The following is a 24,727-nucleotide window of genomic DNA, read 5'->3' as shown; positions in this document are numbered from 1 at the left end:
AGGCCTTGCTGGACACTATTGCGGCTTTCTTCTGCATCACAGCTGTGCTTGCCTTCCTCAACCGTCGTTATGTGGGGCTACCCTCCGCCATCGGCGTAATGGCTATTGCCTTGAGCTTGTCATTGATAAACATGGCATCCGACGCGCTGGGTTTCCACGCCTTGCACACATTGGAGCAATCGCTGGTCGAGTCCATCGATTTTTCCGAGTTGTTAATGCAAGGCATGTTGTCGCTGCTGCTATTTGCTGGTGCACTGCATATCGACTTGTCTGAGCTGCGTGCCTACAAATGGCAGATTGCATCTTTAGCAGTGATCGGGACCACACTATCGACCCTGCTCATAGGCTTCGGGCTCTGGGGATTGTTATCCCTGACCAGCTTGGAGTTGCCGCTTTCCTACTGTTTGGTGTTCGGTGCATTGATTTCCCCCACCGATCCAATTGCTGTAATGGGCATTCTCAAGTCAGCGGGCGCACCAAATAGTGTTGAATTGGTGATCTCGGGAGAGTCTCTGTTCAATGACGGCGTCAGCGTCGTCCTGTTTTCGCTAATTCTGGCGATCATCGCAAGCGGGGACATACCGTCAATCAGCAACGCATCGCAACTCTTATTGACAGAGGCGGGGGGAGGCATCCTTTTAGGCGCCGCCTTCGGTTACATCACTTATCGCATGCTCAAGAGCATCGACAGCTATCAGGAAGAAGTCCTCATTACCTTGGCTGCTGTGCTCGGCGGTTATGCCTTGGCGACGCACCTGCATGTATCCGGACCGCTGGCGATGGTGGTAATGGGACTGATAATAGGTAATCAAGGGCGATCCCACGCGATGTCCGAACAGACCGAAAAAAATCTCGACATGTTCTGGGAGTTGATCGACGAAATCCTGAACGCCGTGTTGTTTGTGCTCATCGGCTTGGAGGTGGTTCTGATTCAGTTTTCCAGTCCACTGCTCGCTACGGGCATGATGGTCATAGCGTTGACTCTACTGTCTCGATTGCTGACAGTCGGGGCTCCGATTGCAGTATTAGGTCAACGCTTCAGGCTTCCCAAAGGCGCCTGGAGTGTAATGACCTGGGGAGGGCTGCGCGGCGGAATATCAGTGGCACTAGCATTGTCGCTGCCGCGAGGCGAAGCTCGCGATGTTGTGGTGGCCCTGACGTACCAGGTTGTGGCTTTTTCGATTCTGGTCCAGGGAATATCGGTTGGAAAATTGGTAGAGAAGGTGATTCCCTGCGATGTCGCAGAACGCTGATCGAATGTTCAGCTCAATAAAACATGATGGTTCCCCACTCTACCAAATTGGTTGGCATCGCTCGCGACATGTTATTTGAACCGATGGTCTGACATCGCAGGAATGAAATATAAACTCGAAACACATCTGATCTATCTAAGACAAGACACATCGTTCGGTCAGCACCGAACCTCACGCAACCTTAGTGTTGTCGCTGTATAACGCATCTCCACGGCGCTCACGTCCTCCGGATCCGGCACTGCTTCTCGCGCCCCTTTGACGATCATGTTGACGTGACGCTGGAGACAGTCCGCGTCTTGCGAACAATGCACATGGTCAGCAATCTGGGCGATGGCATCGAGCATGCGGATAGCCACCGCCGGGTTCGACCGCCCGCTCTGCCTGATCTGGTTGAACGCAGTGTCCACGATGCCTGTAAACGTGGATCCTGGCGCGATCACCCGCAGTCGCCCTTCGCTGTCGAATCGTAGGCGGGACGGGATGTCCCGTCGGGCTAATCGACAGAGGGCCGATCCTAGTCGATCCACGCAGGCGACAGCTGTGAATGGGTCATTGATGCCCGGAGACAGCGCTCTCAAAGCAATCTCGACCAACTGCTGGAAGGAGAACTCCACATCCTGTGCAGCAGTTCGCTGGTTACCCAGTACGAAGGCGGCTTGCAGTTTGGCCGCCAAGGTTTCAGTAACACGCTCAGCAGGCCAGACAATTAGCATCGCCCTGCTTTTAATGAGGTAATGCCCAGGCCGGCGCTCAAGCCGAATTAATAGATCTTCCTTGATGGCCAACGCCATCAGGACGTCAGCATCGATCAGTTGGAGATAGCCGTCATCAAGGGCGCTCACCACAGCAGCGTCGCCAGCGAACACTGCTGGCAGGTTCGCTTCGATTACGGGTATTGAGGCGCCAGAACCGGGACTTCCAAAGTCGCCGGGAAACAAGCTGTCGATTCCGCCGTCGAGTTCTCGACCTACCCGCGCCACGACCTGATCTGCCTGGATCGAGACCGATATGTGGTGGATAAAATAGATGAGCACTCCAACACTAATAATCGCCAGCAGCACACCAATACTGACGGAGAGATGAGGTACGAATGCCACCTCGTCTGCACGACGGATGGTTCGCAGGACGAGCAGACCGTACACAAACGTCGCAACAAAGGTGCCAAGCACCACTTGGTTAGCGGTGTCGCGCATAAAATTGCGCATCAACCGTGGGCCTAGCTGGGACGAAGCGAGCGACAGCGCCACCAATGTCATCGAGAACACAGTGCCGGCAATGGCTATCATCGACCCCGCAACAGTGCTCACCAATAGGCTCGCACCCTCGGCGCCACCTGAATAGCTCCAGCCAACCAGCTGCAACCAATCGTCAGTAACGGTTTTGTCGAGCGCGACGCAGGAGAACGCCAAAGCTACGGACAAGCATGCCATGGTTGCTGGTACAAACCAGAAACTCGACCGAAGACGATACCAGTACTTCAGCAGCAACGTTTTCAAGGTGTCTCTCCAATTCGCCAACCTCGAGTGAATGTTGCTGCGCCCAACAAAATTCTTCCTACTTCATCGAGCGAAGAGCCTGTTTTATATCCATGAGCTTGGCATTGTTCGGCTTTCCCTCGACGCGGGTCAAAATGCTCCCTTGAGCGTTCAGAACGAATACGAATGCTTTGGGGCTACTGTTCGGGATGTTCATAGCGCTCTCGAGGTTCGATTCAGTCAATAGCCAAGTCTGCTCCTGATAACGCATCGGAATTTTGTTTTTAGCCAAGATGATCGCGTCTTCCTTGCTCATAAAAAAAGGAAGGTCGATCACGATCACCCCAATTATGCGTACCCTGCTCTGGTCAACAGCTGTAGGCAGCGCCTCAACCCAAAGGCGGGTGTCCATCGCTGCATCTGTGCTTGGCGTAACGATCAGTATCGTCGGTTGACCGATCAACTGAGTTGAATTAATTTTTCCGCCCGTCAGCACAGTCGCCGTAAAGTTTGGAATTGAGCTGGTGGAGAGCTGGGACCAAGCGTAAACCGGGGCCAGTAGCACAAACGCGAGTAAAAAATTGAAGGATGTTTTCATTCTGAGTAATCCCAGAGATGGCTTACGGAGTTCGATGTGTGCCTGTTGATGTTAGACGTGCTTGTGCGTTAAGGGTTTTTCCAGTGGCTGTACCGGTTTGCATCGGAAGATGCATTTCATATCCAAGTGATCAATTCGATGCAAACGCCTCCGTAGCTATAGGGTAGTAATCAAGTGAAAAGCCCTTACTGATCAACAGAAGCTAGACCTCCGGCTATCCTGACCGCAATCTACGTCACGCGCCCGTGATCTACAGCCATCAGGAGGGCCTTAAGATGGGCACGAAACGTCTCGTCCCTATAGACTGGTCAACCATCATATAGCCGGTGGTCGATCCACAGGTTGCCTCTTTCCCAGATAGGAAGCGCGGTAATGCCCTTTACCATCACCAATCCGTATCGTTTGCGGATAGAGTGCTTACGTAATGTGTCACCTGGTTGCGCTGATTTGGCGGGACGTATCACCGTGGCATTGCGAACAGAAATTTTGAACATCCCAACCGCCACTCTGATGCAGAGCCTATTCGATCACTTGGACGCGATTGCCGCGCAGCACAGCGGCAGTGTCACACGCCTTGGAATATGGATGTGTTCACTGGTCCATGCCCGAGTATTGCTGATCCACGAGGTAGAAATATTCCTATCTGATGCGACCGCTATTGGCGGTGCGTCCAGCTCTGAGTCGATATAAAAATAGCGTCCGCGTGTTTACGCCGGGCTCAAGGCTGGGGGATGGGGCACGACAAAAGCGCAGCGATCACTAACGCCGCTGCCAATGCGCGCAACGGTCACAGCGGTAAAACCCTGAAGGGCGACTTCGGTGAGCTGCCGCTGGACATCTCTCGCGACCGATAAGCGTCTTTCGAGCCGCAGTTGGTTGTCAAGCATCACACCCGCTGGACGGGCTTCGATGACAAAGTCATTTCGCTATACGCTCGCGGTTTGAGTGTCAGAGAAATTAACGCGCATTTGCAGGAAATATACGGCACCGACGTCTCTCCCAGCCTGATCTCGGCGATTACTGACGCGGTGAGTGACGAGGTCAAGCTCTGGCAGGCCCGCCCTTTGGACGCGCTGTACTCGATCCTCTACCTGGACTGCATTCACATCAAAGTCCGCGATGCCGGCGCCGTGCGCAACAAGGCGGTTTACCTGGCGATCGGCGTCAACATGGCCGGTCACAAAGACGTGCTGGGCTTGTGGGTCGCTCAAAATGAAGGCGCCAAATTCTGGCTGCAAGTGGTGACCGAACTCAAGAGTCGGGGCGTGCAGGACACCTTCATCGCCTGCGTGGACGGCCTAAAACTCTTCCCTGAGGCGATTGAAACGGTTTACCCGAAAGCCGTCGTTCAGCTGTGCATCGTTCACATGGTGCGCAACAGCTTGAACTTTGTGTCGTGGAGAACGTAGCGGGAAGTGGCGGCTGATCTAAAGCTGATTTATACCTCGACCCCGCTGACATGGCTGAACAACGGCTCTGCGAATTTGAAGCCAAATAGAACGCCGAGTACCAATCGATCAGCCTGTCGTGGCTTGGAAACTGGGCTCGGGTGATCCCGTTTTTTGACTATCCAGCCGAGATCCGCAAGGTGATCTACACCACCAATGCCATCGAATCGATCAACATGAGCCTGCGCAAAGTGATTAAAAACCGTGCGTCATTTCCGACCGATGAGGCGGTAATGAAGCTGTTTTATCTGGAGATGAACAACATCAGCAAGAAGTAGACAAAGCCGATCCGGGACTGGAAAGCGTCGTTGAATCGCTTCAGTATCCAGTTTAAAGATCGGCTATTAACGGTTTAATGGAAATCCCGTTTACACAAAATCTGGGACACCCTCTCGGCCGGCGCAATCACGCTTCAGCTGGCCAAGGCATTGCGAGCATAATGAATCGTTCATACCAAACCCAAATTGTGGATAACGTCATGATCGAAGTTCAGCGCTGGAACGTGAAATGCCAAGACCCTAAAGATGGAACCGGCGACGTCATCGTTGACTTGCCTTCTGACCTACTCGTGAGCATGGGACTGATCATCGGTGACGAATTAACCATTGAGGTGGTCGACGGAGCAATTGTTTTGACCGCTAAGGCGAAAGATCAAACTACCCCCTGAATCACTACAATATCGATTTAAAAATTCGGTGAACAAGCAAAAACTGCGCCTATCAACGGTGAAGAAAGCTCGGTTGGGTTCGAGGAAAACCTATTGCGCCAGGCTTATTTGGGATATCCGCCGTTTTCTGTCTGTTGCCACCATCCAGCCGTGGATCGAATAATGCCCGACACCCGCAAGCGCTCGGTAATCTTTCGTCAATGGACCATCAAGTATCTGCGCCGCAAAGCGCCAACCAGTACTTACCTTCATGTGCGGCTCAATTACATTATTATACTGGCGCAATAACATCATCACCTATCAGGAATCACTCATCGGCACCTTATGTTTTGTTGCCCTCACTTTACGCTTGACGACAGGCGCCTGGCGCACCTGCACCAGCTGCTGATCCAATGTGTCGGCACGAGCTTGCTGCGCCACTGCCCGTTGCAGGCTTTGACTGGGTTCGACTTGGATCTATTCCAGCCGTCGTTGCAACTGCTCAAAGTGCCGAACTGTCTCTTTGAATTAGGTCGAAATCGCCTTAACCTCCTCCCTTGCGCGGTCGACATCTCGGTGCGCACGATCTTCGACTCCGCGAATGTAGCTCTCCTGGTCGACGCGCTCCTGCTCGGCCTTGAGCCACAGCGACTGTAGATACTACTGCAATATCTGGTTATTCATCTGAGCTTCGCGGCGCTCGTGCGCCAGATTTACACGCTGTTGTTGCAGGACCTCGATCTGCGTCTGGCGTTGGGACAACAGCAGCTCCAGATCTGCCATACGCAACTCCGCTACCTGATGCCCGGCCAAGGCCTGCCCCGCCTGCTGGCGAATCAACGCCGCATCTTGACGCTCCTGATCCTCTACCGCCGCAAGCCGTTCGCGTCGGTGTCCAGCACCTGGTTGCTTAACGATTGCCTGCTCGGCAACATCTGCGCCAAAAGAACTGCCTGCTGCCACACCCCAACAAAGGCCTGTGAGACGTCTCCCGGTAGTGCCGGCAGGCGGGTCTCGCCACTCAGGCGTTCGGAAAGGCGCGCCCACTATTGATCGAGCAAACCCCCAACCCGCGCCGGGCTGCCACGCCCCAACTCCAAGCGCACCCGTTCGACTGTCGGCCGTTCGCCGTTCGCCGTTCTCCGCGGGCCAATACCGGATCCGCCGCAGCAAATACCTCGATTTCCGGCACCCCTACTGCCATAGCCTAGCTCCGCGTATATTAGGTCTGATAATTGAATGTTATCCGGACTTATTGAAGCGTTGAATGAGATGAAATTGACAGAGCCGGTACAGATGCCCTCCTCCCAGCTGCCGAGGCATATTTTTATATACCAACCGCGGGTTGATCAGCTCTAAAGGTCTGACATCGCCGAGCCAGAAGCGTCTCAATGCAATCAGAGAGCCAATACCAAAACAGCAATTTTCCATTGGCGACATAAGCCCTTGACTCCCGAACCGACGCTGCGGTCTGGATATATTTGAGGGTTACGAATGAAAACATGGAGGAATTATCCGGAAATGACGCAACGCTCTTCTAAGGAAACAGAGTATTTCTCTACAAACCGATGCAATCATTGATTAACGATAGCCAGCGGACTAAGTCCCGCACGCTATACATCGCCGCTGAACGAGAGTAACGAACCGCCCCCCAAGCTAATCGCAGTGTAGTGGATGCCTACTAGCGCAGATGACTGACCTTGAAAAGCGCCTGCGCCCACATGGCACGCTGAGCAGACCGGCTCCACATCTTAAAGTGACACTGCGTAAGCTCAACATTGAGCAGCGAGGCAACCAGCCCGTAAAAAACGACGCCATAGTCTCTATTGGTTGAGAACTGCGGGACTCACTAAATCTGACTCTGCCGTTTACTTACTTCCTTGAACCGCTCGACCCGCACAGATAAGAAAACAACCAATACTGGAATTAACTTGAACGTCATCCTAATCCGTTACCCCAGGCAGAATTTATCCCTTAATTCAATATTGTATCCATCCACCACCCCAAACCAGATGCGGGGACTATCAAAACTTCGCCATTAGAATCACGAAGTTCAACTCAGCAGTCTTAAAATTGAAACAAAGTACAAAAAAGCACGGCACAGACAACCAAGGAATTATAATATTTCGACCGAGCAACCACTGTCAGTCGTATAAAACGCTGCGACTTTTAAAGCGCATTACCACCTACACACACGATAGTAAAACTTTAGCTTTAGGTGATCTCGTCGGATTAAAGACGCCACCTGCACCTTCATGTTAAGATGTAAAATTTACTACCACCCCTTCAGGGTTTACTGTTATGAGAAGAAAAATATCTCAAGCGGACGTTGAAATCGCGCTGGCACGATTGGAGTCAATGGCCAAACCTCCGACGCTTGACGCCGTGCGTAGCGCTTTGGGAAATCAAGGGTCAAGGTCTACCATTGTCAAGCTGTTAAAAAACATCAGAGAAATGCCAAACACGACTCCCGCTCTTGAGAAAAGCATCATGCCTATGCCCTCCTACCTGTTGCGGACCGACTTTTATGAAAAGGTCGACGGTGCCGAAAGCATGGAGGGTGCAATCAACTACCTCATCACTGAAAAAAGTGACCCTACTGGCATCATGAGTGACTTGTGCGTGGTCATTCAACGCTTGCGACTTGAAGTAACACAGTGCCAATCCGAAGTTGTCCACATTCGGAACCTGCACAAAAACATGCTGAATGCCATGCAGTCCGCGATTAAAGAATGACGTCCCGTTGACGTTGGTGTTAATTGAGTGTTCGATACATTTTGGCTTTAACCTTTTTGTACACACGGAGCACTAAAACATTGCAGGCTGAAGGTGCTGCATCTTTCCGTCCATCAATGTAAGTAACTAGGCGCTCCCGATCTAGCCACCCCAAAGCCAAGACTGCCTCTCGCCAGGCACACCACCCTTCGAAGCTTGCAGAGGCTTCATGAGCAAAAAAATCTTTTTTTACTAAGGTCCAAAATTTTCTTTCATACGTAACCTCCGGCTCCGTCAGCCGCCTTGTAACCTCACTGCTATGGGCCAGCTTAACGTTGATGATGAGCCATAGATCAATGGCAAATGATTGCCAAGGCTCCTCGGTGCTGATTTCGATGTACGCAACACACAACCGGCGCGCAATCTCCGCGCAATAAGTGGGTCGACTGCTACAACCTAGCATCGCTAAGAGACAGGCCAGTTGGTCGAGTGCTGATAAACTATAGATGCCGTTGAACCATTTCCTACCGTATTGCGTCCCGTCCCACCCGAAGGATTTGAGGATGCAGAGGCTTTGGCTGTGGGTACAAGACAACCCCGCCGCCTGCCAAACAGGGTGTTCGTAAAAAGCCCGTACGGAAGGTACCGCATGAAAGATTTTGTTGAGGCGCGATTGGTGGGGCTGATGCCCGTTAAGGAAACGACGCCATGCCTTTTCGTCAGCCGATCCCTTCGGCAAGTGCTGATCTTGCTCGAACCATCTAGCTAAGGCAAACCCTGTTCGAGCGACCCCCAAACAGTCGGCCAGATGCGCCGCTGTAACCATTGAGCGAAAGTATTCCGTCAGTGGTTTTGCATGTCGCCCCATCCATCTCACTCTTAAGTGCTTAGTACGATTCTAATCAAAATTTCCTTAATTTTTACAATGCGGAATGTTTTCAGCCCTATGAAAATCATTCATCACGTTGATAAATATGGCTTTATTTTTATGAGCTAAATTTTTTTATGCCCGTTTTATACCCGCCAAATGGTCGGTAAGCTGGAATTAGTAAGGAAACGTACCGTACTTAATGCGGTCCGTTCGTACTCTTGCGTTTCAAATGGAAGGGGCTTGGTAGTGAAACAATCCATAGCGGCAGGAACAGTTGTGATCGCGCTGGGTAAGCTGGCGGTTATCACGGAAGTAAAAAATACTGAGCAGGTCAGCGTCAGAATTAACGACACAGGTGAAACGAAAATTGTGGCGGTCGCAGATGTGGAGATCATTCCTGAAGAGCAGGAAACCATCACTCAGCTCACAACCTACGATCCCGCAGACCCCAAGGAAGCCATGAAGCTGATCGCAGCTGCGGAGCAGGCAGTGATTCTCAAAGAATATTTCAACGGGGACATGACGCAAAACGAGGCGGCTCAAAAACTCTCGCTGAAGAAATCCGCCTTTTACAAACTAGCATCACGCTTCAATCACGCCTTGGGCGCACTGAGCATCATAAAAAACTCCCCTGGCGCCAAAACAGGAAGCCACCGAATTCCCGAGGCAGTGGTTGCTGTTGTTAAGGAGTGTTTTGACCGCCATTACCAAGGAGCGGCAGCCTCCTATTCCCATGTTTGGAAACAGACTCAAGCCGCATGTGCAGAAAAGGGGCTCCCGCCTCCAGGTCTCTCAACTGTACAGCGATTGATTAAGAAGATGGATCCCAAAATTGTGTTCAGGCAAAAGTACGGTCTGGACGCGACAAACCAGCGATTTCAAACCAGACCAGGGTACGTCCACACGGACTACCCGCTCCAGCACGCGCAAATGGACCATACCCGAGTTGATCTCATTCTTCGCGCCGAGCATGACCGCAGTCTCACCATCGGCAGGCCGTGGGTAACGTTGCTCATCGATGTCCATACCCGAATCATTCTCGGTTTCTACTTGAGCATGTTCGCTCCCTCGCTGGTTTCAGTGCAACAGACTGTCTGCATGGCGGCACTGCCAAAAAAAAAGAGTCCCCCAACTCTCCCACCCATGGGATTAGCTATCCCTATTACGGGATGCCTGAAAAACTGGGCATGGACAATGCCGCAGAATTTCATTCTCCGGTTTTGGAGGCAGGATTAAGAAAACACGGCTGCGACCCACATTGGCGCAAAATCGGCAAGAAACACATGGGAGGGACCATTGAGAGCCTTATTGGCACGCTGATGACCACTTCCGTTCATTTCCTGCCTGGCACTACCTATTCCAATGTTAAACAGCGTGGAGAATATGACAGCGAAAAACACTCGGTCCTGACGTTCAAGGAATTTTGCGCCTGGTTTGCCGGGCAAGTTCTGATCTACCACGGAACGGTTCACTCCGAACTCAGGAAGTCGCCTAAAGATGCTTGGGAGGAGTTCTACTCCCACAAAACAATGGCGCTCCCTCCGATGATTATCAATAAAAGAAACCTATACATTGATTTCCTGCCCGAACGGCACAAGCCCGTACGGAACAGCGGAATCACGATTAATGCAGGGGTTTATTATGCCCCAGAATTGGCGATCAAGCAGGGCAAAGGCAAAATAACTGTAAAGTATGACCCCAATGACATGACGCACATCTGGGCAAAAATACATGATGACTATATTCGTGTGCCCCTTATTCGATCCACACACAACTTCATTAACTATGAGTACTACCGGGTAGATCGCGCATTCAACCAAGGGCGACCTGCTGGAACCATCACAGATCCCGAAGCGCTTCAGCAACTGATAAAAAACAACGAATTGGTAAAAAAATCGAAGAAAAAAACCCAACAAAAAAAACGCGAGACGACTCTGACCGAGGCTCAACGTCAGCACAAGGATCGTTTTTCTAGTGGTGTACCTAAGCAAATACTGATCAATGACGAATACCATCAGGTCCTGGCTCGTCAGCCAAATGACGCGGTAAATTTTTCCAAACCACCCGCTTTGTTCGACGATAAGGATTAGCATGAGCGATCAAATCAAACCGTACGCCCACCTACGTAAATCTTTACAGCATCTCACCCTGCTTCCAGACGAACAACGGGTCATGATCTGCCTGCAAGACGTGTTCATTGACTATCCAACGTCCCAATCAATTATCGAAACGATTGGCTACATGCTCAAGGTTGAGAACAAGATCCAAGCACCGTGTATGTTGGTTTGGGGCAGTGGTGGATATGGCAAAACAAGCATCATCCAACGTATAAAAGCCGTTAACGCAGAGAAAAAAGAGAAACTGATATTCATGAGTTTTCGTCAAAACCCTAATAACTATAACTTCCGGGAATTGCTGTTTGAGTCATTCGGCATGCCAATTACACGCAAATTCAGCGGGTATGATGCCTCGAAAGAATTCGCACTCACTGTACAAAGGCTAAACATAAGAGGCATCGTCATCGACGAAATCCATGACGCACTGACACTCACCCCGTTCCAGCAAAAAATAAACTTATCATTGCTCAAAAACCTTTCGGGTGACCCTTACAATCTCAGCGTATTTGCATTTGGAATCGACAAAGCAAGTGAAGCGCTTCGTCTAGATCCACAACTGGAACGGCGATACATGCAACTGCCCCTTCCGACTTGGTCTTTGGACGAGAATTTCAGAGCGTTTCTGGCAGGTTATGAGCGCGTTTTGCCGTTGAAGCTGGAATCAATGCTGTGGTCCGAAGAGCTCGCAACCCGCTTGTATGCCCTCTCGGCAGGCATTATGGATAACGTGGCAAAAATCATTCAAGTGTGTGCGGCCGAAGCCATCATCTCAGGCACCGAAAAAATCACCCCGGAACTCGTTGATCGCGCGCCATTGCTCGCCCTCAAATTTGGCGTGTCTATTTTGATCAAGTCGCCTTCGCATTGACATGAAACGACAAGACGCCCTGATCCGACGGGTCGCTGAAGTGCAGGAGCTTTTAACCCTGAGCACACCTCAAGCGACAGACACAATTAAGAAGGCAGCGTACCTCCTGCAAAACCATGAACCTCCACCACCCATATTGCATATCACTGGCCGTTCAGGCTCAGGGGTATCGACAGTAGCGCAAGGCATCTACCTTTCACTACGAACGGATGACGGTGGTGTATTCATCATGCCACAAACAGGGATTGACCCTGGATTACCACCAATCGCAAGGCTATTACGTCACTTTGGATTCGAATGTACTTATGAGGTACTCGAAGTTTCTGCAATGAATCAACTGCCCGCGCCCGTCATGAATCTTGCGCAGATGTTGGGCTTTTCTGTCGTGGTAGTCGAAGATTATCTGACGGGCGTTGCGAGTCCTGAGCAGAAGCGAAGGCATATAGACCAATGGAAAAAATTAACGGCCTTTCCGTTAAACTTAAAATTGGTGTTAGCCGCACCGTTAGACCAGGTCAAGCACTCTTGGGGTAACCAGGAAAGTACGCTGGAGCACCTACACATAAATGAATGGGAGCACGGCAACCTTCTATCAAATTATCTAGACGATTTATCATGCCTGTGCCGAGAGACGTTAAGGTTAGATGCTCCCTTTTCAAACCACATGAAAGAGATTCATAAACTCAGCAAAGGCAACACAGCCCACATGCTAATACACATTCGGCAGTGTGCCATTCACAGCATACTTTCCAATGTAAGCCATATCCCATATGAACTTTTCCGATTGTCGCTTAAGGAGTTGACTGAATCGAATGCCCGACTATACAGCCAGCTTACCAGCGTGTGACGAGTCGTTCTCCTCTTGGCTTCAACGACTACCTGCAGCAACGCTCTCGCAAGTAGACATACTGCAAACCGTTTCCGAACGCCAATTGGCGGGTTTCGATAGTCTAGATACGGTCGATCCCGACTTCGACCTGCCATACCACTTTGAATCAAGGATGCGTGAATCATTTCATTTGAAGAGATTTAGCTTTGAACAATTTCGTGCCCAGGCTTCATGGATATTGCCTCACAGCTTTGCAGACTACACTTGCCTGTCGTGTATTGCCGACTCACTCAGAAAATATGAAAGAATTGTATTTCAGAAGAACTGGAGATATGTCCTAGCACCTATATGCCCCATTCATTGCGAGATCTTGACTGGCTTTAGAGATCGTCAGAGAGGGAACCTGCAATATCTGTTACCGTTTACAACTCCTTTGCGTATGAATTTGCCACGACACGCAGCTGCTGAAGTCGTCAAAATCGCACTCAAGATACAGATCCAGATGCTCCGAATGGAAAAGCAATTGAGCGCAGGGTCTTCATCGTTCATCAGTCCGCTCGTGAAAACCTACAATGCACGGAAGCTTTTGATAGAGTTCTTTTTGCAAGCTGCTCCTGCAGGTGCTGGCCTGGCAACTCAATTCATCACTACGCCACGTCCAAAGGAACCCTCATTGAGGGCCCACGGGCTTAAGTTATTGATGAAAATCGGCGCACTGCAAAGCAATTGTGCGGAACGTGCATGCGCACTCGTGTTGATGGGAGTTGTCACGGGCTGGGTCACGGCACAACAAATTAAAATACTTAATGAAGAGGTACGCTCAGAACGTATCACGTGGGGCTGGAGGCCTATAGATATTGGTCGCTCTTGTCGTCAAATTTACGGCCATCACATGTTTAGCAACATGACTCAAATAAAACCCGCGCTCGAAATTTTAAACAACCGCCATATCGCCTTATTCAAAAAAGGGCTCGGAATATGAAAAAATACCTCAACCTATCAAAAATATACCACTGCTACTTTAATCTTGGAATTCCCGTAACACCTTCAAAAGGGGCTCAGCTCGGGCCGCTTCATGTTATCTGCTCCATGAACAGTGAAACAAATAAAATAATAGGGTACATTTTTACAAATAGCCACCCCACTCTAAAGGACCGATTCATCCTACTTTGTAAGATTCACTCAAACTCAAACAACATTAAGGCGCGGAGTATTTCGCCCAACGGTGGGGTTCCTTGGTTTCCGAATTCCACGAGAATTTTCAGTGAGACGCAGTGTTCTATTCAGTTGCATTTATGGAGCGAAATACGGGAAGGCGACCATACGTTACTAAATTTCTTGATGGACATCCCACTGAACTACATGAGAATGCTCATACACAGACAATATCTCCCGACTTACGCAGTGGAACGCTATGTCAGTGAGAAAGTTAGCGAATACAACTCAACGGCTTCCTAAATCGATCACTAAATAATTGCGCCATCCTCACCTTCACCCGCCCAATCAATGTCTCATCTATTACTACATCCGTTTATTCCCCATCCTCGTGAAGAGAAATCAGCGCCCCCACGTCCTACGGGAAAAAGTTCATCAATCGGCGGAAAAACTGTCAATCATTGGCTATTTTTCCGTCAATTATTGACCAATACGTGGAAACATTTACAAATCAACTAGTTATAAATTCCGTTTATTAGTGAATACTGACAAGCTCACCACATCAACCCCCATATGACAAAGATCAGCAACACTCAAATGACATCCTCCTGAAGGCTTCGCACCTCATTTCCGCGTCAGCCTTTCAATCAGCCGGACATGCATTACAAATGCTCCAACAGCTTCCTGGGATTCTCCATTTCCATATCGCAAAATCCAATCCGGCCCAAACCGCTTCACTGATCAACCCAAAGCCTGCAGATCCAGCCATCAGCTGTGAAGCATTCCGTGCGCCGCCCTGTATGTGAAGCTGCAAACATTCACCAGCCCCAACGACGTCGTCGGCGACAATGTTCCGCAGCGAGCTGTTCGGCTAGATGAGTTCCTACTGGATGGCATCATGTTGGCAATAATGGATGATGTCCGATGGCTTCAATCACAATGCCCAATTGGAGCACCAAGAGTCACCAGGTAATAAATGGCCGTAATCAAATAGCGCTGGCTGCCGCCAATTCTTGGCATTACGTGCCTATAAGGCTGAAAGTTCGCCGGAAATAAACGCCGTTCACGTATTCATCCCACTGAAGTGCCTTAATCAGTTTTCAAACTCTTAATTCATCTAATGCAGCTGGCATATATGCCACTTCGCAGCTTGGCAGCACCAACAATAGATATAACTAAACTAAACGGTCATTTAGTTGAGTTACTAACTTACTTTGAATTCGTCGATAACCGCGTTGCCATCGACGCGACCGTAGCCACTGATCTTGATGTCGGGTGGCAACTTGCGTGGCGTCACCACCCTTCCCTCCTGCTGCGTCAGTCCTGAAGCACGAACGGCCGCAAGCTTCGATGCTCTCGCGTTATGACCTCCCGGTTGCAGTTGAAAGTCAAAAGACATTTCAGAGCCATACCCGGACGGTACGATACTGCGAACACGATATAGGCCTGTTTAAAGTCGAAAAATTTGACGCCTAACGATCGTCTTCATGGATCGATGAAGGATGGCGGCAGAGCCCGGTCACTTCGATATCCATGTACGGGAACAGCGGCAATTGCATGAGCGTGTCATGCAAAGCCTCAACGCTTTCGACGTCAAAAACGCTGAAGTTGGCGTAGTGACCAGCGATACGCCAGAGGTGCCGCCATTTGCCTTCACTCTGTAAACGCTGCGCCAGTTCCTTTTCATCGGCTTTCAAACGCGCGGCTTTCTGTGGGTCCATGTCGACGGGAAGCTTCACCGTCATTTTTACGTGGAAGAGCATCTTTCTTATCTCCTGATAACAAGGTTTAGCGGCGACGGAAGCGTGCCAGGCGATCCTCGTCGAGGGTCAGCCCCAGGCCTGGTGTAGCCGGAACATGCAAGTGGAAGTCGCGGTAGACCGGTGCTTCGGTGACGATTTCTTCGGTCAGCAGCAGCGGCCCGAACAGTTCGGTTTGCCACTGCAAATGCTCAAGCGTGATGAAGGCATGGGCCGATGCCAGCGTGCCGACGGTGCCCTCCAGCATCGTGCCGCCATACAGCGCAATCCCGGCCGCCTGAGCGATATGGGCGGTGCGCAGGACAGCGCGAGGGCCACCGTTCTTGGCGATCTTGAGGGCGAAAATACTCGCCGCGCCATCGGCGGCGAGGCTGAAAGCATCCTCGACACATTCAATGGATTCGTCGGCCATGATTGGCGCCGGGCTGCGCTGGTTGAGGCGAATCTGCCCGCCGCGATTGACCCGGGAAATGGGTTGCTCGATCAAGTCGATCCCGTTCTCTCCGAGAATTTGGCATCCTTTGATCGCCTGGGACTCGCTCCAGTACTGGTTGACGTCGACCCGCACGCTCGCGCGGTCGCCGAGGGCTTTCTTGATCGCGACCACATGAGCAAGATCGCGCTCCAGCACGTTGGCGCCGATCTTCAGTTTGAAGATGCGGTGACGGCGCAGCTCGAGCATGTGCTCGGCTTCCTGGATGTCTTTGGCGGTGTCACCACTGGCCAGCGTCCAGGCCACTTCAAGTGCGTCGCGCACGCGCCCACCCAAAAGTTCGCTGACAGGCAAACCCAGGCGCTTGCCTTGAGCATCCAGCAGCGCCGTTTCCACGGCTGAGCGGGCAAACGTGTTGCCTTTGATAGCCTTGTCCAGACGCTGCATGGCGGCATTGATGTTTTCGGCATTCTGGCCAATCAACAACGGAGCAAAGTAGCTGTCGAGGTTGGTCTTGATGCTCTCCGGACTTTCATTGCCGTAAGCCAGCCCACCGATAGTCGTCGCTTCGCCAATGCCCTCGATACCATCACTGCAAAGCAGGCGAAGAATGACCAGGGTTTGCCCCTGCATGGTATGCATGGCCAACTTGTGCGGGCGAATAGTGGGCAAGTCGACGATGATCGTCTCTAGGCGCTCGATCCGGGCTGCTGTCATTTCAGGTTCCATAGTGCGGAGGTTCAGGCGTGGGTCGTGATGTCAGCGCATCAATACCCCTAGAATCTTGTTTGCTGTAACTCAGAATCCACGGAACGCATCTACTGCGTCCAATATCGATTTTGTCTCTTTCCATACTCAACAGGTATCGTGGCGCTAAGATAGATCCGCCGTTTTCAGGCGTTGGCTGAAACACTCAATTTCAGCCAGACAGCCAGGCGCCTGAATACCGCCCCGCCGCCGCTTGGCCGGCAGACTCAGTAGATCAAGGAGTTTCCGGGTACAGCGCTGCTGGAGCGCGCTCGCTTGGTGCGGCTGCCTGAACTTGGTCGAGCATTGCGCCGCGCCCCTTCAACCGCCCCGCAGCATGACCGCTGCCCTGACACGGCGAGAGCCGAAAGTGCTCATACGCGTGAACTCTTCGTGACTCACTGGCAGGTGTTGGCAATCGATGCTCTTGTGCTGTCGGCTGTGATCCACATCCGGATCGTGCAGGTACACGAACTCCTCGTCGCAACCGGTGATCAGTACCCAATGCGGCGCTTTGAGACGGGTGAATCGGTAACTGCTGATCAGTATCACGGGTTTGAATCCAGCCTCAAGCGCTGCGCAGATGTCGAAATTGGACGTTCGCTCGGTGATGACGCCCGCTTGCTCCAAATCCTCTGAGAAGTGCTCTTCCACCAGTTTCATGATGGCTTTTTTCTCCGGACGGCGGACACCGTCGAGAAACAGCGAGCCCAATTGGCTAACCAGCAGGCGTACTTCAAAACCGCGCCGACAGGCCGCCAGTGCCAGGCCTTGAGGGCTGCAGCCACCGTGTCCAGCGGTCATGAAAACCGTAGTCGCCTCGCGCCAAAGCTGAATTTCTTCCTTGCGGCTCATCGGTCGGCTGGTGTCGATGGCCGCCATCGCCATCAGCAAACAGGCAGCCCCGCAGGTGAATTCGGTGGTTTGTTGATAATAGGGAACCTGGCGGGTCGGCGGCGGAGCGTCACGCAGGATTCGCTTCTCGTAGCGCAGCGCCTCGGCATGGTCTTCGTAGTAGTCCTCCACCACCGCGAAGCGCTGGTACCCGTTGGCCTCATACAGGCTGATGGCCGCCGGATTATCGACTCTTACCTCCAGCCGCAACCATGCGCAATTGCGCGAGAGCGCACGCGTTTGTGCCTCTTCCAGCAGCCTCTGACCCAGACGATGGCCTCGCCACGCATGGCTGACAGCGATGGAATAGAGGCGCGCGAGCGAGGTGCCGCGATGAAACAGCAGCAAGGCATATCCGGCTAATTGCCCTTGGTGCTCGGCGACGATCAAGCAGCTATTGGCACGGCTGATCATCCAGTGAAAATTGCGCTGGCTCAGCCGGTCGAGCGTGAAACATTGCTGCTCCAACACCACCAATTGATCGACATCGTCCAGCACTGCAACGCGAAAGTTAAAAAGCATGGTGACACCGTAATGTTTGAGTAACGAACCGGGACAGACTCAGACGTCCGTGATTTATTGAAGCGGCGTGTTCTTCAATAGGGATCGATTACTCATGTCAGCGGTGCAACCCAACGTGAACGAAGTATTGGACAAATCGGAACGTTCCACAATATCCCTCGTAGAGGAACCTCCCAGCACGGGGCGCTTGAGCAGCCAGCTGCTGATCCTCGTCGAACGCAAGGAAGACTGGGCCAGCTACCTGCCCAGCGAAAGCTTGATGCTGGCCCAGGATTACCTTGAGCACAGCGACGATTTCGCCGGTCGCACACAGGTCATCAACCTGTGCCGCAACTACAAATATCTCGGCCAAGGCTACTACTGCTCTTTGCTGGCCGAGGCCCGCGGGCACAAGGTGTTGCCGTCCGTGCGCATCATCAGCGAGCTGTCGCGCAAGGCGCTTTATGGGGTCGGTCTGGATGATCTGGAGCGCACCCTTGAGCGTGCGTTGGCCAACCATCCTTACGGCAATACCGAAGCTTTTACCCTGTCATTGTATTTCGGCAAAGCCACCATCGATTCACTGCAAGAGATTGGCCGGCAGCTCTTCGAGGCGTTCCCCTGCCCTATCCTGCTGGTCGAATTTCGCCGTGGCGAGACGTGGCAAATCGCTGGAATCAAACCAGGCGCACTGCACAAACTTCGCGATGATCAACAGCATGTTTTCGCCAACGCTCTGGACGCCTTCAACCGCCGCACGTGGCGTCAACCGGCGTCCAAACGCATGGCTCGATATGACTTGGCGATATTGCAAGATCCCGACGAGGCGCTGCCACCGTCGAACGCATTGGCGCTGGAGCGATTTGTTGAAACCGGCAAGCAGCTTGGCATCGACGTCGAGCTGATCGAGAAAAAAGACTACGCGCGTCTGGCTGAATTCGACGCTTTGTTCATTCGCGAAACCACCCGCGTAGACGACCATACCTACCGTTTTGCCAAAAGAGCCGAGAGCGAAGGTCTGGTGGTCATCGATGATCCATCTTCCATCCTGCGTTGCACCAACAAGGTGTACCTGACAGACCTGCTCAAGCGCCGCGGTCTGGGCATGCCAGCCACGGAAATCCTCTACAAGGACCGACCTCAGGAACTGGAGCAGGCAGGCCGTCGTCTGGGCTTTCCTCTAGTCCTGAAAATCCCCGACGGCTGCTTCTCGCGTGGCGTGGTAAAAGTCGCCGATGCGCAGGCGCTGGCTTCGGCAGCGCAGCAATTGTTCGAGCATTCGGTGCTGCTGCTCGCTCAAGAATATTGCTACACAGAGTACGATTGGCGCGTCGGCGTGCTTAACGGCGAAGCCCTATTTGCCTGCCAATACTTCATGTCCAAAGGGCATTGGCAAATTTACAACCACAAAGCCGTGCCCGGCGAAATCAACGGCTTGTGCCAGGCCGTCCCGGTAGAACAAGCGCCACCCGAGGTCGTGCAACTGGCGGTGGATACGGCGCGATTGATTGGCAATGGCCTTTACGGCGTCGACCTCAAGCAGGCCGGAGGCCGCGTGTTGGTGATTGAAGTCAATGACAACCCCAACCTCGACGCGGGAACTGAAGACGGAGTATTGGGCGATGAACTGTATCGGCGTGTGCTTCAGGCATTCATCCAGAGGCTGGAGCTCAAACATCGCGGCCAGGCGTGGTAGCCGATGATCGAAGGGTACTGCATTCAGCAAGGCATCCTGTGCCAGGCACCGGGCGATCAGGCCAGCGTCTGGCTGTGCATTGCACCTGATGCCAGCGAGCAATCGTTCCTGCGGGAACGATTGGGTGTCGGCGATCAGGCATTGGAGTCGTCCCTGGACCCGGACGAAGTCGCGCGAATCGAAATCAAGCCAGATCATCTGTTCCTGATCTGGAAGCGCCCGGAAAGTTTCGATGGCCGGGCGTTCAACGTATCGTCCTTCGGGGTGGTGCTGAGCGAGCAGCGACTGGTGGTGATTTGCGCGAGCAACTCACTCCTCGAAGGTCTGGAAAGCGGCTCAGCGCTGAGCGGGCCATTGGACGTTTTGATGGCGCTATTGGCTGAAAGCGTCCACCACTATCTGGGCCACTTGCGTGTTGTCAAACAGGTGGCGCGCGAAGTGCAGCAGCAGTTCAACCGCGCCATGGATAACCAGCAACTGGTGCAGATGTACAACTTGAGCGAAAGCCTCGTGTACTACGTGAACGCCATTCAGAGTAACGGCGCAGTGCTCGCCCTGCTGCGCAGCCATGGCCAGCGCCACGGTTTCTCCCCGAGCCAGGTGGACTCGCTCAACGACCTGATCATCGAGAACGAGCAAAGCTACCAACAGGCGAAAATCCACGCCAAGGTCTTCGCCAACCTCATCGAAGCGCGTGGCAATTTGGCCAACAATGGTATGAACCTGGCGCTGCGCAATCTGACCCTGATCAATGTGGTGTTCCTGCCACTCAACTTGATCGCCAGCATTGGCGGCATGTCCGAGTTCAGCATGATGACCAGCGCGTTTCCGTGGTGGGTTTCGTTCCCGTTGCTGCTGGTTTGCATGGCGCTGCTCGGCGGCGGCATGGCCGCCGCCTTAAGGCGGATGGCCTGAATCGGGATCTGAAATAACTGCATGAGTGAGTTCTTTGGCAGGACTTCACCAATTCGCTGGATGGCGTGGAAACCGACAAGTGCGCCGCAACAGCAATTTGGCGTAACTTACGACCAGCGACATTCCGGCCCAGGAACTACCACCAAGGAACATCCACCCCATGCAGCCTCAACCCTTTAAGATCGCCATCGCCGAAGACGCCATCACCGACTTGCACAATCGGCTGAATCGCACCCGCTGGCTGACCGGGATCGAAGGCCAAGGCTGGAGCGAAGGCACTGACTTGGAGTTTCTCCAATCGCTGATCACTTACTGGGCCGACACCTTCGACTGGCGCACGCAAGAATCGCAACTCAACCAACTCCCGCACTACCTCGCCCAAGTCCATGAGCAAACCGTACATTTCATCCACCAACCGGGCAGCGGCCCCGCGCCAATGCCGCTGATTCTCACCCACGGCTGGCCGGGTTCTTTTGTCGAGATGCAGCGCCTTATCCCGCTGCTCGCCGACCCGGCCAGCCATGGCGGCAATGCGGCAGATGCCTTTCACGTAGTGGTGCCGTCGCTGCCGGGGTACGCCTTCTCCCCTGCTCCGCTGCACAAAGGCGTCGGGCCGTATGAGGTCGCCGGGCTACGGGCGGCGCTGATGCAGGGTTTGGGTTATGCGCGATTTGGCGCGCAGGGCGGCGACCTGGGGGCCGGCGTCTCGGCGTGGCTGGGCCGGCGTTTTCCCGATCGGGTCAGCGGCATTCATCTGAACTATGTGCCCGGCTCCTATCGTCCGCCGCTTGGTCCTGATCAACCGCCGATCACTGCAGACGAACAAGCCTTTCTCGACCGCTCGGCGACGTTCGCTGATGCCGAAGGTGCTTACGCCAGGCTCCACGGGACCAAACCGCAATCGCTGGCCATCGGTCTCAACGATTCGCCGGCCGGACTGGCGGCGTGGCTGGTCGAGAAATTCCAGGCGTGGACCGACTGTTCCGGCGACCTGCAACACGCCATCAATCTCGACGCGTTGCTGACCAACATCAGCGTTTATTGGTTTACCGGCAGCATCGGCTCGTCGCTGCGCCCGTATGTCGAAGGTCGCAACCGGCCGCTGACGTTTGCCGCCGGGGAACGCGTGCAGCCACCGACCGGAGTCGCGCTGTTTCCTGCCGAACTGCCAATGCCGCCGCGCAGTTGGGTCGAGCGCTGCTTCGATGTGCAACGCTGGACGACGATGCCCAAGGGCGGCCATTTCGCTGCGATGGAACAACCGCAGCTACTTGCCGAAGACATCCGCGCGTTCTTTCGCCCGTTACGCTGACGGATTCAGTTAACCCGGCTGGCACGTCTCAGCGTTTCGCTCGGCAATTCCTTGAACAGCGCGTGGTAGCTGCTGGAAAATCGCCCCAAATGCCAAAACGACCAGTTCATCGCCACCTCGGCGACGGTCGTTTCCAGGGGGCTGCGGCTGAGCAATTCGCGATGCGCGCTATTCAGTCGGCGCAGGCGCAGCCAATGCGTCGGGGTCATGCCGGTAAACGCCTTGAACGCATGTTGCAACTGCCGCAACGGCACGCCGGCAACCTGCGAAAGCTCCAGCAGGTTAAGGGTTTCTTCCGGCGCATCGGCGGCCCATTCGCCGACGCGTTTCATGATCGAGCGCTCTTCGCTGCGCCGCTGTAATCCGCCGCGATCCAGACGCACGCACGCATTGTCGAGAATGTACAAACAGTCTTCCAGCAATTGCAGGGTCAGCGCTTCGCGGCTCGGCGGATCGAGTGTCTGGTTCAGCCGTGTCAGCGTTGCGCTGAGCCAGCGACTGAACAAGGCGTTTTGCTGACAATTGAGCGGCGACATGAACAAGCCTTCCAGCCGCGCGACACTCAAGCCATGGCGCTGCACAAACGCCGGACCAAACACCACGGCGATCTCTTGATAGTTCTCCGGGGTGATCCAGATGTTGCGACTTTCACCATTCAACACGTACAGCGAGTTGTCGCTGCGATCAAAACAGAACGCCAGTGAACCCTGTGGCGCGCTGAAATTCTGCTCGACCCGGGTGTTCATGTGTTCTTCGTAAATCTCTACGCCCTGCAAGTCCAGGTAACGCACCAACCCGGCGAAATGCCCAGGTGACATCTGCTGGTAATGCTGGACCCAACCGGGTGTGGCGCGGATTTGTTCAGCGACATCGGCGGTGTTGAACGCTTGGACCTGGAGCGGGTTGCACACTGTCATGGGAGACCTTACGCACTCGTTTGGTGCGTTTTGGTGCTGCTTAAAGTGGATAGATGGAACGTCAAGGCTCGCCCAAGATAGTCGTCAACGCGCTTCAGGGGAAGGGTCTGTCAGACGAAACCGCCCTCCCCGGCGTTACCCAAACCAACGACGAGGTCTTTATGAATGTCCCTTTCGATCAGCTGTTCACGTGGCTGAAAGATCACAAGATTACTGAAGTCGAGTGTGTGGTCAGCGACTTGACCGGCATCGCTCGCGGCAAGATTGCACCGACTAACAAGTTCTTGAATGAGCGAGGCATGCGCCTGCCGGAAAGTGTGCTTTTGCAAACAGTAACCGGGGATTTTGTCGACGACGACATCTACTACGACCTGCTCGACCCGGCCGACATCGACATGGTGTGCCGGCCAGTGGAGGACGCGGTTTATGTGATTCCATGGGCCATCGAGCCGACCGCTATCGTCATCCACGACACGTTCGACAAGTTCGGCAACCCGATCGAACTGTCGCCGCGCAACGTGCTGAAGAAAGTCCTGCAGCTTTATACCGACAAGGGCTGGAAGCCGATTGTTGCGCCGGAAATGGAGTTTTACCTGACGCAACGCTGCGAAGACCCGGACTTGCCGCTGAAGGCGCCGCTGGGGCGTTCCGGTCGTGCAGAAAGCGGTCGGCAATCGTTTTCCATCGACGCCGCCAACGAATTCGATCCGCTGTTCGAAGACGTCTACGACTGGTGCGAACTCCAGGGCCTGGACCTCGACACGCTGATCCACGAAGACGGCCCGGCGCAGATGGAAATCAACTTCCGCCACGGCGATGCGCTCGACCTCGCGGACCAGATCACCGTGTTCAAGCGCACCCTGCGCGAGGCGGCGCTCAAGCACAACGTCACCGCGACGTTCATGGCCAAGCCGATTGGCGATGAGCCGGGCAGCGCCATGCACTTGCACCAGAGCGTGGTCGATATCGCCACCGGCCAGCCGATCTTTGCTGACGCCGACGGCAATATGAGCCAGCTGTTCCTGCATCACATCGGCGGTTTGCAGAAGTACATTCCGAAAGTGCTGCCGATGTTCGCGCCGAACGTCAACTCGTTCCGCCGCTTCCTGCCGGACACGTCGGCACCGGTCAACGTTGAATGGGGCGAAGAAAACCGCACCGTCGGTTTGCGCGTGCCGACCTCGACGCCGGATTCGATGCGCGTCGAAAACCGCCTGCCCGGCGCCGACGCCAATCCGTATCTGGCAATTGCTGCGAGCCTGTTGTGCGGCTATCTGGGCATGGTCGAAAAAGTCGAGCCGAGCGCTGCGGTACAGGGCCGCGCTTACGAGCGGCGCAACCTGCGTTTGCCGATCACCATCGAAGACGCGCTGACGCAAATGGAAGAATGCGAAACCGTCGGGCGTTATCTGGGCAGCAAATTCGTGCGCGGTTACGTCGCAGTGAAACGCGCCGAACACGAAAACTTCAAACGCGTGATCAGCTCATGGGAGCGTGAATTCCTGTTGCTGAGCGTCTAGTCAATAAGAGCCCCATCGCGAGCAAGCTCGCTCCCACAGGGCAACGCATTTCAAATG

General features: G+C 53.5%; 20 protein-coding genes and 2 pseudogenes. 14 read left to right on the top strand and 8 right to left on the bottom strand.

Translation table 11 applies throughout. The features are described from left to right. Positions 1–5: 5 nt before the first annotated feature. A complete protein-coding gene (locus BI292_RS01360) occupies positions 6–1,253 on the top strand; it encodes a sodium:proton antiporter (RefSeq protein ID WP_101206713.1) in 1,248 nt (415 codons plus the stop codon). Positions 1,254–1,411: 158 nt separating this feature from the next. Here BI292_RS01360 and BI292_RS01355 read toward each other — a convergent pair whose 3' ends face one another. After that, entirely contained in the window at positions 1,412–2,749 is a 1,338-nt protein-coding gene (locus BI292_RS01355; RefSeq protein WP_101206712.1) for a DUF2254 domain-containing protein, read from the bottom strand. A 58-nt stretch (positions 2,750–2,807) separates the two neighbouring features. Beyond that, on the bottom strand, positions 2,808–3,326 hold the full coding sequence (locus tag BI292_RS01350; RefSeq protein ID WP_101206711.1) for a hypothetical protein: 519 nt from the start codon (positions 3,324–3,326) through the stop codon (positions 2,808–2,810). Positions 3,327–3,698: 372 nt separating this feature from the next. Between BI292_RS01350 and BI292_RS01345 the strand changes: the two genes are divergently transcribed. The 3 genes and pseudogenes from BI292_RS01345 (at position 3,699) to BI292_RS01335 (ending at position 5,441) form a co-directional block, all read left to right on the top strand. Then, positions 3,699–4,016 (top strand): hypothetical protein, encoded by a 318-nt coding sequence (locus BI292_RS01345; RefSeq protein ID WP_101206710.1) that lies wholly within the window; start codon positions 3,699–3,701, stop codon positions 4,014–4,016. A 41-nt stretch (positions 4,017–4,057) separates the two neighbouring features. After that, positions 4,058–5,130 (top strand): annotated as a pseudogene (locus BI292_RS01340) (IS256 family transposase); the annotation flags it as partial. Positions 5,131–5,252: 122 nt separating this feature from the next. After that, a complete protein-coding gene (locus BI292_RS01335) occupies positions 5,253–5,441 on the top strand; it encodes an AbrB/MazE/SpoVT family DNA-binding domain-containing protein (protein ID WP_101206809.1) in 189 nt (62 codons plus the stop codon). Between the two features lie 300 nt (positions 5,442–5,741). Here BI292_RS01335 and BI292_RS01330 read toward each other — a convergent pair. Then, positions 5,742–6,624, bottom strand: a pseudogene (locus BI292_RS01330) (DNA-binding protein). A 1,097-nt stretch (positions 6,625–7,721) separates the two neighbouring features. Between BI292_RS01330 and BI292_RS01325 the strand changes: the two are divergent. After that, complete coding sequence (locus tag BI292_RS01325) at positions 7,722–8,156, top strand: DNA-binding protein (protein WP_157831198.1); 435 nt, start codon at positions 7,722–7,724, stop codon at positions 8,154–8,156. Between the two features lie 19 nt (positions 8,157–8,175). Here BI292_RS01325 and BI292_RS01320 read toward each other — a convergent pair whose 3' ends face one another. Continuing rightward, positions 8,176–9,003, bottom strand: a complete 828-nt coding sequence (locus tag BI292_RS01320; RefSeq protein WP_157831197.1) for a hypothetical protein — start codon at positions 9,001–9,003, stop codon at positions 8,176–8,178. 249 nt (positions 9,004–9,252) lie between these two features. Between BI292_RS01320 and BI292_RS01315 the strand changes: the two genes are divergently transcribed. From BI292_RS01315 to BI292_RS01295, 5 genes are read left to right on the top strand one after another with little or no spacing between them, the layout of a single operon-like run. Continuing rightward, positions 9,253–10,242 carry a hypothetical protein gene (locus BI292_RS01315; RefSeq protein WP_157831196.1) on the top strand — a complete coding sequence of 330 codons (990 nt, stop codon included), beginning with the start codon at positions 9,253–9,255 and terminating at the stop codon, positions 10,240–10,242. Continuing rightward, entirely contained in the window at positions 10,194–11,096 is a 903-nt protein-coding gene (locus tag BI292_RS01310) for a Mu transposase C-terminal domain-containing protein (RefSeq protein ID WP_157831195.1), read from the top strand. The genes BI292_RS01315 and BI292_RS01310 overlap by 49 nt, the downstream gene beginning before the upstream one ends. A 1-nt stretch (position 11,097) precedes the next feature. Continuing rightward, positions 11,098–11,991 (top strand): TniB family NTP-binding protein, encoded by an 894-nt coding sequence (locus tag BI292_RS01305; protein ID WP_101206705.1) that lies wholly within the window; start codon positions 11,098–11,100, stop codon positions 11,989–11,991. A 1-nt stretch (position 11,992) separates the two neighbouring features. Continuing rightward, positions 11,993–12,838 carry a hypothetical protein gene (locus BI292_RS28730; protein WP_157831194.1) on the top strand — a complete coding sequence of 282 codons (846 nt, stop codon included), beginning with the start codon at positions 11,993–11,995 and terminating at the stop codon, positions 12,836–12,838. After that, positions 12,804–13,802, top strand: a complete 999-nt coding sequence (locus tag BI292_RS01295; protein ID WP_101206703.1) for a hypothetical protein — start codon at positions 12,804–12,806, stop codon at positions 13,800–13,802. The genes BI292_RS28730 and BI292_RS01295 overlap by 35 nt, the downstream gene beginning before the upstream one ends. Positions 13,803–15,447: 1,645 nt before the next feature. Here BI292_RS01295 and catC read toward each other — a convergent pair. The 3 genes from catC to BI292_RS01280 form a co-directional block, all read right to left on the bottom strand. Beyond that, positions 15,448–15,738, bottom strand: a complete 291-nt coding sequence (gene catC, locus BI292_RS01290; protein ID WP_092281235.1) for a muconolactone Delta-isomerase — start codon at positions 15,736–15,738, stop codon at positions 15,448–15,450. A 25-nt stretch (positions 15,739–15,763) separates the two neighbouring features. Then, entirely contained in the window at positions 15,764–16,885 is a 1,122-nt protein-coding gene (locus tag BI292_RS01285; RefSeq protein WP_101206701.1) for a muconate cycloisomerase family protein, read from the bottom strand. A gap of 351 nt (positions 16,886–17,236) precedes the next feature. Further along, positions 17,237–18,331, bottom strand: coding sequence for a GNAT family N-acetyltransferase/peptidase C39 family protein (locus tag BI292_RS01280; RefSeq protein ID WP_101206699.1), 1,095 nt, complete (start codon positions 18,329–18,331; stop codon positions 17,237–17,239). 94 nt (positions 18,332–18,425) lie between these two features. Here BI292_RS01280 and BI292_RS01275 point away from each other — a divergent pair, with 94 nt between their 5' ends. From BI292_RS01275 to BI292_RS01265, 3 genes are all read left to right on the top strand, one after another. Continuing rightward, a complete protein-coding gene (locus BI292_RS01275; protein WP_101206697.1) occupies positions 18,426–20,006 on the top strand; it encodes a RimK family protein in 1,581 nt (526 codons plus the stop codon). A 3-nt stretch (positions 20,007–20,009) separates the two neighbouring features. After that, complete coding sequence (locus BI292_RS01270; RefSeq protein ID WP_101206695.1) at positions 20,010–20,921, top strand: magnesium transporter CorA family protein; 912 nt, start codon at positions 20,010–20,012, stop codon at positions 20,919–20,921. A gap of 160 nt (positions 20,922–21,081) precedes the next feature. Next, positions 21,082–22,233, top strand: a complete 1,152-nt coding sequence (locus BI292_RS01265) for an epoxide hydrolase family protein (protein WP_101206693.1) — start codon at positions 21,082–21,084, stop codon at positions 22,231–22,233. A gap of 5 nt (positions 22,234–22,238) precedes the next feature. Here the strand turns inward: BI292_RS01265 and BI292_RS01260 are convergent, their stop codons facing one another. Beyond that, entirely contained in the window at positions 22,239–23,150 is a 912-nt protein-coding gene (locus BI292_RS01260; RefSeq protein ID WP_092281247.1) for a helix-turn-helix domain-containing protein, read from the bottom strand. 161 nt (positions 23,151–23,311) lie between these two features. On the opposite strand from BI292_RS01260, the gene BI292_RS01255 reads away from it, so the two are divergent. Continuing rightward, a complete protein-coding gene (locus BI292_RS01255; RefSeq protein WP_101206808.1) occupies positions 23,312–24,670 on the top strand; it encodes a glutamine synthetase family protein in 1,359 nt (452 codons plus the stop codon). The last annotated feature ends 57 nt before the right edge of the window (positions 24,671–24,727 follow it).

Source organism: Pseudomonas sp. 43NM1 (genome assembly GCF_002836905.1).
Classification (GTDB): Bacteria; Pseudomonadota; Gammaproteobacteria; order Pseudomonadales; family Pseudomonadaceae; genus Aquipseudomonas; species Aquipseudomonas prosekii.
This window is presented reverse-complemented; position numbering and strand designations above follow the sequence as displayed.

Excerpts from the sequence above, each read along its gene's own strand:
- BI292_RS01350 (WP_101206711.1), bottom strand. The coding sequence starts at position 3,326 with ATGAAAACATCCTTCAATTTTTTACTCGCGTTTGTGCTACTGGCCCCG.
- BI292_RS01345 (WP_101206710.1), top strand. The coding sequence starts at position 3,699 with ATGCCCTTTACCATCACCAATCCGTATCGTTTGCGGATAGAGTGCTTA.
- BI292_RS01335 (WP_101206809.1), top strand. The coding sequence starts at position 5,253 with ATGATCGAAGTTCAGCGCTGGAACGTGAAATGCCAAGACCCTAAAGAT.
- BI292_RS01325 (WP_157831198.1), top strand. The coding sequence starts at position 7,722 with ATGAGAAGAAAAATATCTCAAGCGGACGTTGAAATCGCGCTGGCACGA.
- BI292_RS01320 (WP_157831197.1), bottom strand. The coding sequence starts at position 9,003 with ATGGGGCGACATGCAAAACCACTGACGGAATACTTTCGCTCAATGGTT.
- BI292_RS01310 (WP_157831195.1), top strand. The coding sequence starts at position 10,194 with ATGGACAATGCCGCAGAATTTCATTCTCCGGTTTTGGAGGCAGGATTA.
- BI292_RS01305 (WP_101206705.1), top strand. The coding sequence starts at position 11,098 with ATGAGCGATCAAATCAAACCGTACGCCCACCTACGTAAATCTTTACAG.
- BI292_RS28730 (WP_157831194.1), top strand. The coding sequence starts at position 11,993 with ATGAAACGACAAGACGCCCTGATCCGACGGGTCGCTGAAGTGCAGGAG.
- BI292_RS01295 (WP_101206703.1), top strand. The coding sequence starts at position 12,804 with ATGCCCGACTATACAGCCAGCTTACCAGCGTGTGACGAGTCGTTCTCC.
- catC (WP_092281235.1), bottom strand. The coding sequence starts at position 15,738 with ATGCTCTTCCACGTAAAAATGACGGTGAAGCTTCCCGTCGACATGGAC.
- BI292_RS01285 (WP_101206701.1), bottom strand. The coding sequence starts at position 16,885 with ATGACAGCAGCCCGGATCGAGCGCCTAGAGACGATCATCGTCGACTTG.
- BI292_RS01280 (WP_101206699.1), bottom strand. The coding sequence starts at position 18,331 with ATGCTTTTTAACTTTCGCGTTGCAGTGCTGGACGATGTCGATCAATTG.
- BI292_RS01275 (WP_101206697.1), top strand. The coding sequence starts at position 18,426 with ATGTCAGCGGTGCAACCCAACGTGAACGAAGTATTGGACAAATCGGAA.
- BI292_RS01270 (WP_101206695.1), top strand. The coding sequence starts at position 20,010 with ATGATCGAAGGGTACTGCATTCAGCAAGGCATCCTGTGCCAGGCACCG.
- BI292_RS01265 (WP_101206693.1), top strand. The coding sequence starts at position 21,082 with ATGCAGCCTCAACCCTTTAAGATCGCCATCGCCGAAGACGCCATCACC.
- BI292_RS01260 (WP_092281247.1), bottom strand. The coding sequence starts at position 23,150 with ATGACAGTGTGCAACCCGCTCCAGGTCCAAGCGTTCAACACCGCCGAT.
- BI292_RS01255 (WP_101206808.1), top strand. The coding sequence starts at position 23,312 with ATGAATGTCCCTTTCGATCAGCTGTTCACGTGGCTGAAAGATCACAAG.